Raw genomic sequence first — 16,956 nt, 5'->3', positions numbered from 1 at the left:
CAATATTAAGATCAGTAATTACGCAATAATTCACTTATTGGCGAACTTAATTAATTCGCTTTGCCTCGGGCAAGCCATGCAACACGAGAAAACATACTTTTCAGTATTGAAGGGATGGAGTCTACTCCACGTTGAGCCGCATTATTAGCCACCATTAGTGCGAGATCAGGCTTGGATGAACGTTGAATTGCTTTAATGATCACGCGTCGAGTTGGCCATTTTTCATTATCTGGCACACCTGCGACATCATGATATACATTGCGAAAGCCTTCTTTGTATAAAAAGTGTTCCATATCTAACGCAGGAAGCTTCGTTAATCTATCACGCTCTGCATCATTGCTTTTTAACGCAAAATCCTTAACGGTAGCGGCATATTTCTTACCTGCTTCATCACCATCCACTAAGGTATGCCATTCTATCCCCATATAAGTTGCGTACTTTAATAATGGCTTAAGCCCACATTGAGCAAACTCAATGACTTTTATTCCTTCCGCTTCAAAGAAATAATTACATTGCCTTGCCAATTCGTTCATTAACCAAATCTCTGTTTCACCTTCTACCAATAACCAACAACGCGCAAATAACGCAGAAGGTCGGTTATAACGAATATGAAATGAGATACGCCGCTCTTCATCAGAATGTAGTTGCTGACCTCCAACACGGTAAGCAGCAACTTTATCGGTATCACGCACTAAACGGCAAACGCTCTGCAACGGTGCTAGTGAAAGCAGTTCACCTGAGTTTGTGGTTGTGATCCGTTGTAATGAGAAAAGATTGAGTAATCCCCAAGCCACCGAAAGCATAATAGGATGTAAACGCGTTTCTGGGTTTTCAACAATCACGATAGGTCTTGCATACGGATCCAGCGCAACACTACCACGAGACTGTAAAATAGAAGAAAACATCCCCAAGATAATTAATCGAATACTTCTCTGATTGGGTTTTGCCAACACTTTATTGATATTTTCTAACGCATGCCAGCCGCGTACATGAGGCTCGTTGACTTTGCTATGGCGAGAGTGAGATTTGAACAGCAACGAACCGTGATCTGCAAAATAGTGCCCTAACAGTTGTTGCATTGCATCAAGGCCTTCACGTAAATCCTCATCTGATAACTCGTCAGGATTTTTGACTAACGCTTTGGTTAACTCGCTCATTTTGTTATTAAACGCTTCTCGATGAGGGCTGTTGTGAGAATCGATAACGTCAGAGGCAAGATCACGTACAAAACGCGCATCTTGTAAGCGGAGGACAGGATAAAGCCTAACAATCTCTGCAATGATTTCTTGAGTTTGTCCATTAGGTAAGCGAATTTGCTTTCCTTCTTTATCAAGAAAATAGCGGAATGTTTTTACATTTTTCTGCTCATCGAGTTCAGCACTGATACGGTAATAGATATGTTTAAGATCGTCACCATTTTCAACCCATACAGGCGCTATTTTATGGAAACGATAAGAACGATGACGTCCTGGGCGAGATTCGGTAAACGTTAAAATAATTTGTAGGCTTTTTTTGCCATTTTCTTCAGGTTCATTCGGCAAACGATGGAAATCTTCAGGTGTAAATGCATATTGATAGGTTTCAATACCTAAACTGAGTGTTAATGCATCAAGTAATGAGCTTTTACCCCACGCATTTTCACCCACTAAGACTGTATTCATATCAAGAGGTAATGAGAGACGATTAAGTCCACGGAATCCAACTATTTCCACTCTTTCTAAATACATAAATTCCCTCGCAAGTTATGACTAAGCTCTGGTTTTATTTTATGCTTTCTATCTTAATTTTATGCTTAATCAGCTAATAATTTCACTTAATGGATGTTTTCATTAATATCACAGTTAAAGCGCGCCGTAATAAAATTTACTCAACTATTCGATATATACCCAAATCGTTCGCATTTCAAACAATTAAAGCCTCTTACACCTAAACGTGGTAGGCTCATTACCCTTAATAAATATTTTAGACTTATCTTAATTTCTGTATCCACAACATCATAAGTAAATGTTATAATCCAATTCACGTTATTAGTTTATTTTATAATTTGAGCACACTCAGTAAGGAATAGAAATGCTGTCAGGGTTATTGATTATCCTACTTCCACTTTTTGTAGGATATTTGATTAAGTTAAACAATCGCCCATTGCTTCATCTAGCAAACCGCCTACTTAGCGCGATGGTTTACGTTATCCTATTTCTAATGGGCGTTAGTTTAGCCATGCTAGATAATATTGGTGAAAACTTAGTCTCCATTCTTGCTTATGCCAGTGTTTTCTTTTTATGTACCTTTGGCGCAAACTTAGTGTTCTTATGGTTACTCGATAAAAAAGATCCTTGGCATGTGCCTGCTCATAAGCAATCCAAGCCTCCATCACGCATCAAAATGGTGCTCGAATCACTGCAACTATGCGGTGTTGTCGTTGTGGGTTTTTTTGTGGGATTAACTGGCTGGTCAATTTTTCATTACGCCTCTCATGCCAGCCAAGGCGCGCTTATCTTCTTACTTTGGTTAGTAGGGTTACAATTGCGTAATAGCGGAATGAGCCCAAAACAAATTTTAATTAACCGTCGAGGTACAACAGTCGCGGTAGTAATGGGCGTTAGCGCCCTTGCAGGTGGAGCTTTAGCCGCTTATTTACTGGGATTACCTTTGAAAATGGGATTAGCAATAGCATCAGGTTATGGCTGGTATTCTTTATCAGGCATTGTCTTAACAGATGCATTTGGTCCCGTTATCGGGAGTACCGCTTTCTTTAATGACTTAATGCGAGAATTAGCGGCAATCATGCTTATTCCTATTATTGTTAATCGTTATAGAAATACAGCATTAGGGATTTGTGGTTCAACATCAATGGACTTCACCTTACCTGTTTTACAACGCAGTGGTGGTGTTGCCATCGTTCCCGCAGCTATTGTGCATGGATTCGTGTTAAGTTTAATCACACCAATCTTGATGGCGTTCTTTACTTCATAGAAAAATCAGTAACAATAGAACGATAACGTTCTCTTTTTACAATGGATTAACAATGAATCAACAACGTGTATTAGTACTTGGTGCCAGTGGACATATTGGTCAAAATCTTATTCCAGCTCTGATAAAACAAGGTCATCAAGTCACGGCAGGTGCCCGTAGAATTGACTGGATGATGTCTCAAGGTTGGGAAAATACACGCTGTATTTTTGTCGATCTCCACAATCCTGAAACACTTAAAAAGGTGATGCAAGATACCGATATTGTCTATTATCTTGTTCATAGTATGGGAGATGCGCATAATCTAGTTGAACTAGAGCGTCAAGCTGCCATAAATGTTGTTGAAGCACTTGAAAGCTCAAACGTTCAACAAATTATCTTTCTAAGTGCCTTACAACATAAAGATCAGCAATATTCACCTCATCTTATTGCACGAAAACTTACAGGTGAAGTTTTAAGAACCAGCACCATTCCTGTAACAGAAATCCGTACCTCAATGATTGTAGGACCGGGTTCTGCTGCCTTTGAAATTATGCGTGATATGGTTTATAACCTTCCTATTCTTACGCCACCTCGCTGGGTTCGTTCAAAATCCTCCCCTATTGCCTTAAAAAACTTAATTCACTATTTAACGGAAATTATTCATCACCCTACACATCAGCACCGAATTTTTGATGCTGGTGGCCCTGAATACATCAGCTATCAAACCCTTTTTGAGCGCTTCATTAAAATTTCAGGTAAAAAGCGGATGCTAATCCCCATTCCGATGCCAGCTAGTTTAATTTCGGCAGGGTTTATCAGTATGATAACGTCTGTGCCCACCTCTATTGCCAAAGAACTGATCCAAGGGCTTAAATATGATCTCCCTGCCAACGATGCGCCATTACGTAAACTTATTCCTCAATCTCTAATTAAATTTGATGATGCGGTAAAAGAAACACTCGCTGATGAAGAAGCGGCTTTAGATAACCAAGATTGGGGTTACTCTTCGGCTGTCCGTAGTCGCTGGAAACCCGGTTATGGTTATTACCCTAAAAATGCAGGCTGCACAGTATCCACACCTGCAAGCGCGGCATCCCTTTGGCATACAGTGCAACAAATTGGCGGAGAACAAGGCTATTTCTATGGTAATGCGCTATGGAAAACACGCGCCATTATGGATGATATCGCTGGAAATAAAGTCACTTATGGGCGCCCATCAAGAGAAACATTAGAGCTTGGCGATATGATTGACGGCTGGCGAGTGATCAAACTTGAGCCTGAAAAACAGCTCACACTGTTATTTGGAATGAAAGCACCCGGTTTAGGCAGACTCTCTTTTACGATCCACGACAGTGGTAATCTTCGTTCAATAGATGTTCGTGCTTGGTGGCATCCCGCAGGATTTAGTGGATTACTTTATTGGTTTGCCATGATGCCAGCACACTTATTTATTTTCAAAGGTATGGCTAAAACAATAAGTACTAACGCTTACAAACTGGATAAAAATTCACCTAATAGTGAAAAAAAATAGCCGAATTACCCATTTTTACGTAAAAAAACCACTTTATTATGCAGTTTTAGTTGCATAATTATTCTTACCGTTTTATTATTTGAACCAGTTAATGACTATTCAGAAAAAACGCATGAGTATTCAATTAAAAAACATAAATTGTTTCTACGGTTCGCACCAAGCACTCTATGATATTAATCTAGAATGCTCTGCTGGTGAAACAATGGTTCTATTAGGACCAAGTGGTGCAGGTAAGAGCTCACTAATGAGAGTTCTTAATTTATTAGAAATGCCACGTTCAGGCGAATTAGAAATTGCGGGTCTACATTTTGACTTTAGCCAACAACCCAACGCAAAGGCAATTCGTTCATTACGCCAAAATGTGGGCATGGTATTTCAACAATACAATTTATGGCCACATTTAACGGTTCTTGATAATTTAATTGAGGCACCTTGTCGTGTATTAGGTTTATCAAAACCACAGGCCAAAGAAAAAGCAATGAAATTACTTGAACGTTTACGTTTAAGTGAATACGCAGAACGCTTCCCACTGCATTTATCAGGGGGACAGCAACAACGTGTTGCTATTGCTAGAGCATTAATGATGGAGCCTCAAGTTCTCTTATTTGATGAGCCAACGGCAGCATTAGATCCTGAAATTACCGCTCAAGTTGTTGATATAATTAAAGAGCTTTCTGAAACGGGTATTACACAAGTGATTGTGACCCACGAAGTTGAAATCGCACGCAAAGCCGCGAGCAAAGTTGTATATATGGAAAACGGCCGTATTATAGAGCAAGGTGATAACTATCGTTTCACTGCTCCACAAACGGAAGCTTTTGCTAATTACTTGTCACACTAAATCAGGATCAGACAATGAAAAAAATATTATTTGCAGCACTTCTGACCAGTATTACACTTTCTGCAACTGCGGCTGAGAAAGAGACAATTCGTTTTGCAACGGAAGCAACGTATCCTCCATTTGAAATGATTGATGCGAATAATCAAATTGTGGGATTTGACGTTGATTTAGCGAATGCAATGTGTGCAAAAATTAATGCTGATTGTACCTTTACCAATCAGTCATTTGATAGTTTAATTCCTAGTCTGAAATTCCGTCGTTTTGAAGCATTAATGGCAGGCATTGATATTACGCCAGAGCGTCAAAAACAAGTTGATTTCACTGATTCTTACTATGATAACTCAGCAGTATTTATCACAGTAACAGGTAAAATCTCTGATGTTGCAAGCCTAAAAGGCAAGCAAATTGGTGTGCAGAATGGGACAACCCATCAGAAATTCATCAATGAACAACACAAAGAGATGAAAACGGTTCCTTATGACAGTTACCAAAATGCAGTATTAGATCTGAAAAATGGTCGTATCGAAGCTATCTTTGGTGACACAGCTGTTGTTAATGAATGGCTGAAAAAGAATCCTGAATTAGGTATTGTAGGTGACAAAGTTGCAGATCCTAACTATTTTGGTACTGGTCTTGCAATCGCAGTAAGAAAAGGCAATGCTGATTTACAAGATAAATTAAATAAAGCATTAGCTGAAGTAAAAGCTGATGGCACCTATGATGTCATTTATAAAAAATGGTTTGAATAACGATATTTCAATAACAACAATAGCTTAATAGATGAATGAAATAACAACTCTAGCAGGTGCGGCCGTCACAACGGTCTCACTTGCTATTTCTGCTCTTATTATCGGATTAGTTCTTGCCATGCTGTTTACAGCTTGGGAATCCGCGAGATGGAAAGCCTTTGCTTTCTTAGGAACATGCTGGGTAACACTAATTAGAGGACTACCAGAAATGCTGGTGGTTCTTTTTGTCTATTATGGTACCTTGCAAGGTGTCATGATGCTAATGGATGGTATTGAATTAGGTTCATTCACCTTGCAAATTGATTTTGGTGATACTGAATCTTTACCTTTCTATTGCGGTGTTATCGCCCTTTCACTTCTTTATGCTTCTTATGCTTCACAAACTTTACGTGGCGCATTAAAAGCTGTACCAACAGGACAATGGGAAGCGGGTCAAGCATTAGGCATGGGGCGTATTACTATTTTCTTACGTTTTATTATGCCTCAAATGTGGCGTCATGCTTTACCAGGTTTAGGTAATCAGTGGTTAGTTCTATTAAAAGACACCGCGTTAGTCTCATTAATCAGCGTCAATGATTTAATGCTACAAACACAAAGTATCGCCAATAGAACTCAAGAGCCTTTTACTTGGTATAGCATTGTTGCTCTGATTTATTTAGCAATTACATTAGTCAGTCAATATATCCTGAAATGGCTAGAAATGAGAACAACTCGATTTGAACGGAGTGCCTCATAATGTGGGATTATATTGTTGATATTTTACCGGGATTACCAACAAGCCTTTCATTAACTTTTGTGGCTTTATTGGTAGCATTTACTTTATCGGTATTAATGACCTTTATCTTGGCATTAAAAACTCCCATCATTACCCCGATTGTAAAAGCTTATATTACCTTATTTACTGGTACGCCATTATTGGTGCAGTTCTTCTTAATCTATTATGGTCCTGGGCAATTTCCTGCGTTGAAAAACTTCCCGTTGATTTGGGAGTTATTATCAACACCATGGTTTTGTGCAATGGTCACATTAGCATTAAATAGTGCGGCTTATTCAACCTTACTTTTCTATGGTGCTGTAAGAGCTATTCCGTCAGGACAATGGCAATCTTGCCAAGCGCTAGGAATGTCACCAGTACAAACAGCAAGAGTGATATTACCTTACGCATTTAAGCGTGCGCTTTCATCGTATTCAAACGAAGTAGTCTTAATATTCAAAAGTACCTCACTTGCCAGTACTATCACCTTACTTGAGTTAACAGGTTATAGCCGACAAGTCTTTGGTCAAAGTTATGATGTGATGGTTTTTGTTGCCGCAGGTATTATTTATCTGTGTATCAACGGAATACTGACACTTTTAATGAGATTAATTGAGAAAAAAGCCTTAGAGTTTGAACATCGTAATTAAAAACGCGTAAGCCGAACTGTCGATATAAAAACACCCCAAAGTTGGTGTCCAACTTTTGGGGTGCAGTTCATTATCATTCTGGGGTGTTTTTTATGTCAGAATAAACAACAAATACTTGTTCTATTCTTGTGTAGCCTGTTTTTCCATTAACGCTTCTTTGTGGCTTACTCGATAAGCATTCAACGCTAATAAACTACCGAGTAACATCACAATAGCTAACGCTAATTTAGGTTGTACTGGTGAAGCCAATGCCGTTAAACCAAAGACGGCACCACCTGCCATTTGAATAAAACCCACTAATGCAGAGGCAATACCTGCCGTTTTTGAATAAGGCTCAAGCGCATAACTTGTCGCGGGTCCCATAATAAAAGCAAGACCAGCACATGCACTTGCTACAGGAAGCATATAGATCAACCAATGATTTTGCATTTCGGCAGGAATAAACAACAAGCCACCTAATAAGCTCACACAGCCTAATCCCATTAATCCGCTCCCTAAGATCAAACAAATAGGTCTGCCGACACGGTGAATAACGCGGTTCGCATAAAAACTGACAAACATGATCCAAAAACCATTTACACCAAAAACAATAGAAAAAATCAGTGCTGATAATTTTGCATCTTTCATCAATACAATTGGGGCAAATGACACATAGGTTAATGCCATCCCCATTGTGCCCGCATTCACTAAAGCAAAAGTCAAAAAGCGTTTACTGCATAAAATCTCAAGGTATGTTTTACCTAATTTTTGTTTTGATTGAGCAGTATTTTCAGGCTTTGTTTCTGGTAAAAAACGCGCAATTAGAATTAAAACAAGTATGGAGTAGAAAATTAAAAATCCGAAAGGAGCACGCCATCCCCAATATTCTGCCAATAATCCACCTAATAATGGTGCCAATGCAGGGATAATATTTAACGTACCATTTAAAAAACCAAAAACGCGGGCAGCTTCATTACCATTAAAACAGTCACGAACACAGGTAAAAGCGACAACAGAAGTACAGCACACAGCTGAAGCTTGTAATAATCGTGAGATAATAAAAAGCGTTGAGTCTGTCGAAATCGTTGCAATAACAGAACCCACAATATAGATAAGTATCCCCGCGATAGCGATTGGTTTACGGCCAAACTTATCCACTAAAGGCCCTGATATAAGTTGCCCTACACCTAGGACAAAAATAAATAAAGCGATAGTTGATTGAATAAGAGAGACACTACTTCCTAAATCTTGAGCAATCGCAGGTATCGTCGGTAAATAGAGATCGATCCCCAAAGGCCCCAATAACACCATCACTAATAACAACGCTTTTAAGTTCTGCATAAAATAGAATGCCTATCTAATAAAAAAGAAAACGCCCGATGTTATCCATCGAGCGTTAAATGCTTATTTATACTAACACTCAATCACTATTTTGTAATAAATATCTTAGTTGTCTTGTAATACCAATAACGTAAGCACTTCATAGTGAGAAGTATGAGGAAACATATCAAATAATTGCACTCTATCTATCTGATAGTGAGAAAGTTGCTGAATATCTTTTGCCATGGTTTGAGCATTACAACTTGAGTAAAGAATAAAGCGAGGTTTCATTTTATTTAGATAACCGCATAATGCCTCACCAATACCTCTCCTTGGTGGATTCACAAGCACTAATTCAGGAACAGACTCTTTTGCTAATGCATAGCCCGTTGAATCTAACGCTTGGAATTCGACATGTTCTAGCCCTAATTCCTGAGCTGATAAACGCGCACATTCAATAGCTTCTGGACTAATTTCAATACCTGTTAATTGGGTTGATTTATCCGCACAATGCAACCCAAACCCCCCAGATCCACAAAACATATCCCACAGATGCGTGATATTTAATTCTCTTACCCAACACCCAGCAGTAGCATAAAGTGATGAGGCAACTTCTGGATTAGTTTGAAAAAAACCTCTTGGACGAATATGCAATGGAATTTGGTTAAATGATTCATCCAAGAACGTTTTTTCAGTCAGAATAATTTCTTGTTCGCCTTCCAAAATAGCCATATGGATAGGTTGAATATTCACGGAGATAACGGCTAATTGAGGCAATTGCGCTTGTAACCAAGGAAGTGCTTTGCGAAGTTGTTCTAGTTTTTTTTCTGAGCGCAAAACAAAGCGCAACATCATGGTGCTATTACTTCGACTCTCAGTTAATAAAATAAACTTGAGTTCACCGCGGCGACGTTCGATGTCGTAAGGAACTAACCCTGCTTTTGCAATAAATGTTTTTAGAACAGGAAACACGGAGGCAAAAGAAACTGGATACAGTGGACATTCGCATAAATCGACAGCAACACCATCTTTAGTTTTTAAACCTAAGACGGGTCTTTCGACACTCCCGCTGACGACCATTTTTGCTTTATTACGAAATTGCGCCTGTTGGCTTTCAACTGGCGCTAATTTATCAAAAGCATAATCTTCTGGAAGTAATGCTAATAGGCTGTGCTGTTTTTTCTTGATTTGTTCAGGATAAGCAAGAGAAAGCCACTCACAAGAATGACATTCACCCGCACTAAATCGTGCGCATTGCATAAGATTTTGTAACCGTTATGGAGATTAATATTAATGTACAGTATAGGAGGAGTCAGTTGATGCGCTGTTTATCTCAACATCTTCTTCCTCATCTTCTTCGTTTTCACTTTCTTGCTTTTCGCCATACAAGAAACCGTTATTAAAAATTTCGCTGACGACTTCAGCAGATTGCTCTTCTGCTTTTTGTAAGAATAGGTCAAATTGATTAAGTGAGATACCCGCAGCAACCGGGAATGATTGGCAGAAAACTAATTTTGGTAAGTTCTCATCACTAATTTCTAGAAATGTTTTAATAAATAAAGAGCTTGCATTAATTTGGCTTAGATTTGCCATTAAAGGCACTATTGCTGACGGTTTTAGCTCAGCGATAGCGGTAAATACAAGTACATCCTCAAGAATATCAATTTTAGCATCAAAAATGCCACTGATATATTGAAGATGCGGTAAATGTAACGCCTGACAAGAGTCACATTCATAATAAGCAATCTGTAGTTCATCAAGCCAAGACTTTAGCTGATCCAGATCGGTAGTCACAACAGCGTTCATTCAAATAACCTTTACGCGCAAAAAAAAGAATGCCTTTTGGCATTGGCGCTATTTTGCCACTTTTTCTATCTTGAAGGCACTAATAAATAGAAAAACTAAGAAAATTAAGCCAATTTACACATTGGATTTTCTTAGTTTCTAATATATTTTGAGGAAAAACAGATAGCTATTCTTCGTTATTCTCTTTTTTCTTTTTATTATTTAGGGATTTATGGTCAATCCCTAAAAAAGTTAATCGATAAATAGCACGCCATACAATATGGATAGCTGGCGGGATCATGCAGATAACCCCTAAAACAACCAACGTTAACTGTCCTGTATATGTTCCTAGCCACTGCGGAGAGGTCATATATTGGTTGATATAAAGATAAGCAACCACCAATAGAATAATCCCAATTATTTCAATGATGATAATGGGTTTTGGCATATCTGACAGTGATTTCATATCTCGATTTGAAGGCTTTTCCATCATTTCTCCGCTAAATGCTGTGTTGCAGTCCTATCTCATTATTCGGCAAATTGGTATAATTTATCACACTAAAAGGCAATAACTGTTTTTGTTTAGCCTAATAAAAGGGCATAGTAACAACCAATAGAAACTATTATGCCTGAATTTTATTTCCTCAATAAGGAGTGTCGTATGTTTGTTGTCATTTTTGGTCGCCCAGGTTGCCCATATTGTGTTCGTGCGAAACAACTGGCTGAAACTTTGTCTGAAAAACGTGACGATTTTGATTTCCGCTATGTAGATATTCAAGCTGAAGGAATTACAAAAGCTGATTTATCTAAAACTGTCGGTAAACCTGTTGAAACTGTGCCACAAATTTTTATTGATGAGAAACACATTGGTGGTTGCACAGATTTTGAAGCTTATGCTAAAGAAAATTTAGGCATCTACAACTAATTTAAAAGCGCTAAAACAGCTTATTTATCAATATGTTTTAGCGCTTTCTCTTTTTGTATCATCCATCTTTTCTCTATCATCTCACTCTTTCCAAAAAAAAATTCTATTTTTTTTCATTAGTCAGCGAACTTTCTTTCTAACCCGTAGTCTGAATTAGTGCCACTGCTTTTCTTTGATGTCCCCAAATATTGAGGAGCCCGATAGTTTCAACCCTTTTGGTGAAATAGCTGTCGGGTTTTTTATTGCTTGAAATTTAGTAACACTCACCTTGCAATGTCACAATAATACGACGATTACCACCGTGATTACGATGTTCACCGAGATAAATCCCCTGCCAAGTCCCTAAATTCAGCTCACCTTGACTAATAGGAACCATGACACTTTGTCCAAGTAAGCTACTTTTAATATGCGCGGGCATATCATCACTGCCTTCATAAGTGTGAAGATAGTAATCTTCGTTCTCTTTTACGTTGTGATTAAAGAAGTTTTCAAAGTCACTTCGTACTGTTGGATCCGCATTTTCATTAATCGTTAATGAGGCCGATGTATGTTGAATAAAAAAATGAGCAATTCCGATTTTATATTGTCTTAGTTCTGGTAATTCTTGAATCAATACTTGTGTAATTAAGTGAAATCCTCTAGACCTTGCACTAAGGACTATATTTTTCTGGAACCACATAAAGTTATACCTCGTTGAAGATAAGAAAAAGAACGATGTAGGAGCAATAACATAAGCGCAATACTCTTTTTAAGAGTGCTTTAGCTCAGTTTTGTATAAAACTGGCAAATCTTTTAAAAAAGCACAATTAAATAAGAAAAAAACACTTTACCCCTATTACTCCCTCATTTACCCTTAAAAACTTGCGTATTATGCATCATAAACATCGCTTATCAGTACGACATGTATGGAGCCTACTTTGCTGGAACAATTCAATTTAGCCGTATTTTCAATGATGAATGCAACACCTGCGGCATCTCCTTTAGAAATCGGTACGGCGATAATTATTGCTAAGTACCTTGTCTATCTTTTTCCGTTATCTTTAGTGTTCTATTGGTTATGGGGTAATGAAAAATATCTTAGCCAGCAAAGAACATTGGTATGTAAAGCGGCTATCTCTTTAGGTATCGCACTTTCTATCTCTTGGGTGATTGGTGCTATTGCTCCTCATGAACGCCCTTTTGCAGCTAACATTGGCTACAACTTTCTTGATCACGATGCAACACCATCATTCCCAAGTAACCATGGTACGTTTGTTTTCACCATTGCTTTAGCTTATCTCTTTTGGCATAACAGCAAACGTATTGGCTATATTATGCTCGGTTTAGGACTTGCGATTGCTTGGGCGCGTATCTATCTTGGCGTACATTGGCCAATCGATATGATTGGAGCTTTTATCGTTGCTCTACTTTCTTGTGGCCTTTGCCAGATCTTCTGGTCTAAAGGTGGAAATATACTCCAAAAATGGGTACAACAGCTCTATCAGCTCTGTTTTGCTTATCCTATTCGCAAAGGTTGGACAAAGGCATAACCTTTCTTATACCGAAAAAGACCACATTTATTGTGGTCTTTTTTATATTTAACTTAAGTGACACCGCCCTTCAATATATTAATATATAAATAAAAATATTCTCTACTATTATAGTATTTGTCCAAAAAAATAAATATGTTGTTATTTTAATCAAAATGAAACTTTTATATTCGTTATATAACAACCTACCAAACTCATTTATTAACAAATTCATTGTCGTATTTATAAACAATATTCTACTTATAAATGAAATATAGCTATATACATTTCATAAAATAAAAGAAATTCATTAATAAATAATCATATTGCATTGTTTCTATATTCTTTTGTCTAGTTTTAAACATTAATTAGAGAAAATAATTTATCATTATATTTCAATTAGATATATGGTTAATGTAATGTTTTAATTGTAAACAAAAATAACCTAGTTGATTTTAATCATTTATTTTCTAGTTAATAAAAATACCTAAAAATAATCATTAACATATGAATATTTAAGTATTTAGCTTTATTTTGTATTTCCTTTAAAATTGGAAAGTTATTTCAAAATGTTTTAAAAACCGCCTCGAAAAACACAAAATATAAAAAATGTTACATTTTCAGGTTTTTCAGTTATATTTAGCATTTGAGATGGTGATCACGGTAGTTTATCCTGAAAAACACTATATTCTGCACCTCTTAAGTCTGGATATAAACTTATTGAATATTTTTTCAAATTTTGGAAGAGTCTAATTCTTTTGAAATTTAAAGATTTTGTATGTGGTAATTGAAGATATTGAGATAACACCAGGTACTCAATGCACTCATTTATTCATAATTAAATTTATGCCGTGATTATTTCTAAAAAGAAATACAATCGCGCTCTTATTTTTATTCATTATTTTTTTTACCGCGTTATTTCGGAGAGTATTATGGATACAACCAAAGTTGGTTCTATCGCGTCGGGTAACACCCAAGGTGATTACAAAACATGGCGTAAGTCAGATACAGTATGGATGTTAGGTTTATACGGTACGGCTATCGGTGCTGGCGTTCTATTTTTACCTATCAACGCAGGGATTGGTGGTTTAATTCCTCTGTTGATCATGTTAGTACTTGCATTCCCAATGACCTTCTTTGCACACCGTGGTATGTGCCGCTTTGTGTTATCAGGTAAAAATCCAGGTGAAGATATCACTGAAGTTGTTGAAGAACACTTTGGTAAAACAGCAGGTAAATTAATCACCCTGCTCTATTTCTTCGCAATTTATCCTATTCTATTGGTTTATAGTGTTGCTATCACCAATACAGTAGAAAGCTTTATTGTGAACCAAATGCACATGTCTGCACCACCTCGCGCAATTTTATCGTTGGTACTGATTGTCGGTATCATGTCGATTATTCGCTTTGGTGAACAAGCTATCGTTAAAGCAATGAGCGTTTTAGTGTTCCCATTTGTTGCTGTCCTGATGGTCTTAGCACTGTATCTGATCCCAGAGTGGAATGGTGCGATCCTTGATACTCTCTCTTTTGATCACGCAACAACATCAGGTATGGGTCAAGGCCTATTAGTAACCCTATGGTTAGCTATCCCTGTAATGGTGTTCTCTTTTAACCACTCTCCAATCATCTCTGCGTTTGCTGTTGCAAAACGTGAAGAATACGGCGAAAACGCTGAGAAAAAATGTTCACGCATTTTAGCTTATGCGCACATCATGATGGTTATCACTGTAATGTTCTTCGTGTTTAGCTGTGTATTTAGCTTAACACCAGAAAACTTAGCAGAAGCAAAAGCACAGAACATCAGTATTCTGTCTTACCTTGCTAACCATTTTGAAGCACCTGTTATCGCTTATATTGCTCCATTTATTGCTTTCGTTGCGATCACTAAATCTTTCTTAGGTCACTACTTAGGTGCTCGTGAAGGTTTCAACGGTTTAATCATCAAATCACTGCGTGAAAAAGGTAAAACAATCGAAAAAGATCGTTTAAACAAAATCACTGCACTGTTTATGCTGGTTACAACTTGGATTGTTGCAACATTAAACCCAAGCATCTTAGGTATGATTGAAACATTAGGTGGCCCAATTATCGCAATGTTACTGTTCCTGATGCCTATGTATGCAATCCGTAAAGTACCAGCGATGAAGAAATACCAAGGCCATATCAGCAACGCATTCGTTGTAATTATGGGTCTTATCGCAATCTCAGCAGTTTTCTATAGCTTAATTAGTTCATTCATGGGCTAATAAAGCACCTGATGGCTACTTTCATAAAAGAAAGTAGCCATTACAGCTTTAGACTTCAAAACTGACACTTATCACTCTAATAATCACACAGTTGCGCCTTTAAATTAATTAGGGAGGCGAATATTATGGTTAGCGTCTTTGATATTTTTAAAATCGGTATCGGCCCTTCAAGCTCACACACTGTAGGTCCAATGAAAGCAGGTAAAGAATTCGTTGATTTACTTGCTGAAAAAAATCTCCTCTCTTCTGTTTCCCGCGTTATCGTTGATGTTTATGGCTCTTTATCTTTAACAGGTAAAGGTCACGCAACGGATATTGCTATTATTATGGGACTCGCAGGAAATTTACCTGATACTGTCGATATTGATTCTATCGCCCCGTTTATTAAACAAGTAGAAACAACTGGTCGCTTAATGCTGGCAAATGGCATAAAAGAAGTCGATTTTCCTGTTGAAGGCGGTATGAATTTTCATAAAAACAATCTACCCCTTCATGAAAATGGCATGACCATTACCGCTTATAACGGCGAGCAGGTTTTATTGAAAAAAACCTATTATTCTACTGGTGGCGGTTTTATTGTTGATGAAGAACATTTTGGCCAACCTGAAGAAAATGCAGTTCAAGTTCCTTATCCTTATCAATATGCGGCTGATTTACGTCGCCATTGCAAAGAAACAGGCCTTTCTTTATCAGCATTAGTGATGCAAAACGAATTAGCATTACGTAGCAAAGAAGAAATTTCGGCTCATTTTGCGGCTGTTTGGGAAGTAATGAAGTCAGGTATTGAGCGCGGTGTAAATACCGAAGGCTTATTACCAGGGCCATTACGTGTACCTCGCCGTGCTTCTGCATTACGCCGTATGTTAGTCACAGAAGATAAAACGACAACAGATCCAATGACTGTTGTTGACTGGATTAATATGTTTGCCCTTGCCGTGAATGAAGAAAATGCGGCTGGTGGACGTGTTGTCACAGCACCAACAAACGGTGCCTGCGGCATTATCCCAGCAGTATTATCTTACTATGATAAATTTATTCGCCCTGTAAATGAAAACTCTTACACTCGCTTTTTCTTAGTTGCTGGTGTTATTGGTTCACTTTACAAAATGAATGCATCTATCTCGGGTGCTGAAGTCGGTTGCCAAGGTGAAGTCGGTGTTGCTTGTTCAATGGCAGCAGGTGCATTGACTGAACTCTTAGGCGGTAGCCCAGAACAAGTTTGTATCGCAGCAGAAATTGCGATGGAGCATAACTTAGGGCTTACTTGCGACCCAGTGGCAGGACAAGTACAAGTTCCTTGTATTGAACGTAATGCTATCGCAGCCGTACAAGCTGTAAACTCATCTCGTATGGCTTTACGTCGTGTTAGCGATCCTCGTATTTGTTTAGATAAAGTCATTGAGACAATGTACGAAACAGGGAAAGACATTAATGCTAAATATCGTGAAACCTCTCAAGGTGGATTAGCCATTAAAATTTCTTGTGACTAAATCTGAAAGTCTGAAATACAGATATTTATGATAGATAAGGCGCTGATATCAGCGCCTTTTTTGTTTATTAACCTCAATCTTGAGACTCTTCTTTTTTTAATATCCTCTTTTTTGTATGAGATTAAATTGTCATCCTTAGTTAAAATAGTTTTTTTGAAAAAATAGGCGCTAACCTCAAAAATTATTTAAATGACGTGACGATGAACGCGTTATCTAAAGTAAA

Annotated in this window: 16 protein-coding genes; 10 read left to right on the top strand and 6 right to left on the bottom strand. The window is 37.7% G+C overall.

Features of this window, described 5'->3' with window-relative positions; all coding sequences use genetic code 11:
* Nucleotides 1-50 precede the first annotated feature (50 nt).
* Entirely contained in the window at nt 51-1,727 is a 1,677-nt protein-coding gene (locus ACNARN_RS07435) for an ATP-dependent nuclease (protein WP_198632268.1), read from the bottom strand.
* A gap of 343 nt (nt 1,728-2,070) precedes the next feature.
* Between ACNARN_RS07435 and ACNARN_RS07430 the strand changes: the two genes are divergently transcribed.
* The 6 genes from ACNARN_RS07430 (at nt 2,071) to artM (ending at nt 7,477) form a co-directional block, all read left to right on the top strand.
* Nucleotides 2,071-2,973 (top strand): lysine exporter LysO family protein, encoded by a 903-nt coding sequence (locus ACNARN_RS07430; protein WP_196533032.1) that lies wholly within the window; start codon nt 2,071-2,073, stop codon nt 2,971-2,973.
* Between the two features lie 52 nt (nt 2,974-3,025).
* Nucleotides 3,026-4,483: a DUF2867 domain-containing protein gene (locus tag ACNARN_RS07425; protein WP_416304300.1), complete on the top strand. Its 1,458-nt coding sequence runs from the start codon at nt 3,026-3,028 to the stop codon at nt 4,481-4,483.
* A gap of 112 nt (nt 4,484-4,595) precedes the next feature.
* Entirely contained in the window at nt 4,596-5,324 is a 729-nt protein-coding gene (artP, locus tag ACNARN_RS07420) for an arginine ABC transporter ATP-binding protein ArtP (RefSeq protein ID WP_109373499.1), read from the top strand.
* A 14-nt stretch (nt 5,325-5,338) separates the two neighbouring features.
* Nucleotides 5,339-6,073 carry an arginine ABC transporter substrate-binding protein gene (gene artJ, locus ACNARN_RS07415; protein ID WP_023581291.1) on the top strand — a complete coding sequence of 245 codons (735 nt, stop codon included), beginning with the start codon at nt 5,339-5,341 and terminating at the stop codon, nt 6,071-6,073.
* A gap of 31 nt (nt 6,074-6,104) precedes the next feature.
* Nucleotides 6,105-6,809: an arginine ABC transporter permease ArtQ gene (artQ, locus tag ACNARN_RS07410; RefSeq protein ID WP_198620486.1), complete on the top strand. Its 705-nt coding sequence runs from the start codon at nt 6,105-6,107 to the stop codon at nt 6,807-6,809.
* Nucleotides 6,809-7,477, top strand: coding sequence for an arginine ABC transporter permease ArtM (artM, locus tag ACNARN_RS07405; RefSeq protein WP_196533029.1), 669 nt, complete (start codon nt 6,809-6,811; stop codon nt 7,475-7,477). Before artQ ends, artM begins: the two co-directional genes overlap by 1 nt.
* Before the next feature lie 120 nt (nt 7,478-7,597).
* Here the strand turns inward: artM and ACNARN_RS07400 are convergent, their stop codons facing one another.
* The 4 genes from ACNARN_RS07400 to ACNARN_RS07385 all read right to left on the bottom strand — a co-directional run bounded on the left by ACNARN_RS07400 (nt 7,598) and on the right by ACNARN_RS07385 (nt 11,051).
* A complete protein-coding gene (locus tag ACNARN_RS07400) occupies nt 7,598-8,797 on the bottom strand; it encodes a multidrug effflux MFS transporter (RefSeq protein WP_349443165.1) in 1,200 nt (399 codons plus the stop codon).
* A 105-nt stretch (nt 8,798-8,902) separates the two neighbouring features.
* Nucleotides 8,903-10,036 carry a 23S rRNA (uracil(747)-C(5))-methyltransferase RlmC gene (rlmC, locus tag ACNARN_RS07395; protein WP_198620484.1) on the bottom strand — a complete coding sequence of 378 codons (1,134 nt, stop codon included), beginning with the start codon at nt 10,034-10,036 and terminating at the stop codon, nt 8,903-8,905.
* 30 nt (nt 10,037-10,066) lie between these two features.
* Nucleotides 10,067-10,582, bottom strand: a complete 516-nt coding sequence (locus ACNARN_RS07390; RefSeq protein WP_109373494.1) for a YbjN domain-containing protein — start codon at nt 10,580-10,582, stop codon at nt 10,067-10,069.
* 166 nt (nt 10,583-10,748) lie between these two features.
* Nucleotides 10,749-11,051 carry a YbjC family protein gene (locus tag ACNARN_RS07385; protein WP_196533025.1) on the bottom strand — a complete coding sequence of 101 codons (303 nt, stop codon included), beginning with the start codon at nt 11,049-11,051 and terminating at the stop codon, nt 10,749-10,751.
* Nucleotides 11,052-11,222: 171 nt separating this feature from the next.
* On the opposite strand from ACNARN_RS07385, the gene ACNARN_RS07380 reads away from it, so the two are divergent.
* Nucleotides 11,223-11,486, top strand: coding sequence for a GrxA family glutaredoxin (locus ACNARN_RS07380; RefSeq protein WP_036912158.1), 264 nt, complete (start codon nt 11,223-11,225; stop codon nt 11,484-11,486).
* A 253-nt stretch (nt 11,487-11,739) separates the two neighbouring features.
* On the opposite strand, the gene ACNARN_RS07375 is transcribed toward ACNARN_RS07380, so the two are convergent.
* Nucleotides 11,740-12,165, bottom strand: coding sequence for a secondary thiamine-phosphate synthase enzyme YjbQ (locus ACNARN_RS07375; RefSeq protein WP_416304299.1), 426 nt, complete (start codon nt 12,163-12,165; stop codon nt 11,740-11,742).
* 238 nt (nt 12,166-12,403) lie between these two features.
* Between ACNARN_RS07375 and ybjG the strand changes: the two genes are divergently transcribed.
* The 3 genes from ybjG to ACNARN_RS07360 all read left to right on the top strand — a co-directional run bounded on the left by ybjG (nt 12,404) and on the right by ACNARN_RS07360 (nt 16,733).
* Nucleotides 12,404-13,015, top strand: a complete 612-nt coding sequence (gene ybjG / locus ACNARN_RS07370) for an undecaprenyl-diphosphate phosphatase (protein WP_198620482.1) — start codon at nt 12,404-12,406, stop codon at nt 13,013-13,015.
* A 911-nt stretch (nt 13,016-13,926) separates the two neighbouring features.
* Nucleotides 13,927-15,243: an HAAAP family serine/threonine permease gene (locus ACNARN_RS07365; RefSeq protein WP_160230107.1), complete on the top strand. Its 1,317-nt coding sequence runs from the start codon at nt 13,927-13,929 to the stop codon at nt 15,241-15,243.
* A gap of 125 nt (nt 15,244-15,368) precedes the next feature.
* Entirely contained in the window at nt 15,369-16,733 is a 1,365-nt protein-coding gene (locus ACNARN_RS07360) for an L-serine ammonia-lyase (RefSeq protein WP_198620481.1), read from the top strand.
* Nucleotides 16,734-16,956 lie beyond the last annotated feature (223 nt).

Source organism: Proteus sp. TSJ240517, from assembly GCF_047921575.1.
Classification (GTDB): Bacteria; Pseudomonadota; Gammaproteobacteria; order Enterobacterales; family Enterobacteriaceae; genus Proteus.
Note: the sequence above shows the minus strand (reverse complement) of the source record. Positions and strands in the feature narration are given on the sequence as shown.